This is a genomic window from Streptomyces europaeiscabiei, from assembly GCF_001550375.1.
In the GTDB taxonomy this organism is placed as follows: Bacteria; Actinomycetota; Actinomycetes; order Streptomycetales; family Streptomycetaceae; genus Streptomyces; species Streptomyces europaeiscabiei.
Genome location: NZ_LRTR01000310.1, coordinates 1 through 1,305, shown reverse-complemented (window position 1 = coordinate 1,305; position 1,305 = coordinate 1). Strand labels below are relative to the sequence as shown.

Below are 1,305 nucleotides of genomic sequence, written 5' to 3'. Positions count from 1 at the left end.
CGGCGTCGGCCCGCCCGCAGCCCGCCTCGGCGCCCGGCACCCCCGAGCCTCCACGTCGGCGCCCCCTCACCTCCCCCGCAGCTCCCCCTTCACCACCTTCCCGCTCGCGTTCCTCGGCAGCTCTCGCACGAAGTCCACCGCCCTCGGCACCTTGTAGTTGGCCATCTCGCGCCGGGACCAGGCGATGAGGTCGTCGGCGGTGACGAGGGACCCCGGACGACGGACGACGTACGCCTTGCCGACCTCGCCCAGCCGGGTGTCCGGGACGCCGACGACCGCCACGTCGGCCACGTCCGGGTGGAGGCCGAGGAGTTGCTCGATCTCGGCCGGGTACGCGTTGAAGCCGCCGACGATGAACATGTCCTTGATCCGGTCGGTGATACGGAGGTTGCCGTCGTGGTCGAGGACGCCGACGTCACCGGTGCGGAGCCAGCCGTCGGCCGTGACGGCACGGGCGGTCTCGGCGGCGTCCTCGAAGTAGCCCTTCATGACGTTGAAGCCGCGGACCAGCACCTCCCCGGGGGAACCGGCCGGCAGGGCGTTCCCCAGCGGGTCGACGACCCGTACCTCCGTCCCCGGGACCGCCCGCCCGGACGTCGACGCGATCACCGACGGCTCGTCGCCGCGCCGGCACATCGTGACGATGCCGGAGGCCTCGGACAGGCCGTACGCCGTCAGGACGGTGTCCACGCGCAGCTCCGCCCGCAGCCGCTCGACCAGTTGGAGCGGCACCACCGCCGCGCCCGTCACCACCAGGCGCAGGGCGCTCAGGTCGTAGTCGCCGCGGGCGGGGTGGTCCAGAAGGGACTGGTGGAGGGTGGGCGGGCCGGGGAGGACGGAGACGCGCTCCGCCGCCACGTTGGCCATCGCCGTCTCCACGTTGAACACCGGCTGCGGGATCATCGTCGCGCCCCGCATGAGGCACGCGATGATTCCCGCCTTGTAGCCGAAGGTGTGGAAGAAGGGGTTCACGATGAGGTAGCGGTCGCCCTGCCGGAGCCCGGCCAGCTCGCTCCACACCTCGTACGCCCGCAGGGTCTGCGCGTGCGTGATCACCGCGCCCTTGGGGCGGCCGGTGGTGCCGGAGGTGAAGATGATGTCGGAGGGGGAGTTCCCCGTCAGCCGGGCCGACCTCGCCCGCACCTCCCCCACCCCGACCCCGTCGCCGCTCGCGAGGAAGTCCTTCCAGGTGCGGAAGTCGGCGGGGGCGTCGTCCGACAGCACCACCACCTGCTCCAGGTGCGGGAGTCCGGGCAGCGGGCCCGGCCGCTCGCACACGCTCCCGGCCCCCGGCGCCCGCAGCCG

The 1,305-nt window shown here is 73.3% G+C and carries 1 protein-coding gene; it reads right to left on the bottom strand.

The features are described from left to right. Positions 1-66: 66 nt before the first annotated feature. On the bottom strand, positions 67-1,305 hold a 1,239-nt coding region (locus AWZ10_RS15040; protein WP_060891297.1), incomplete at its 5' end, for an AMP-binding protein.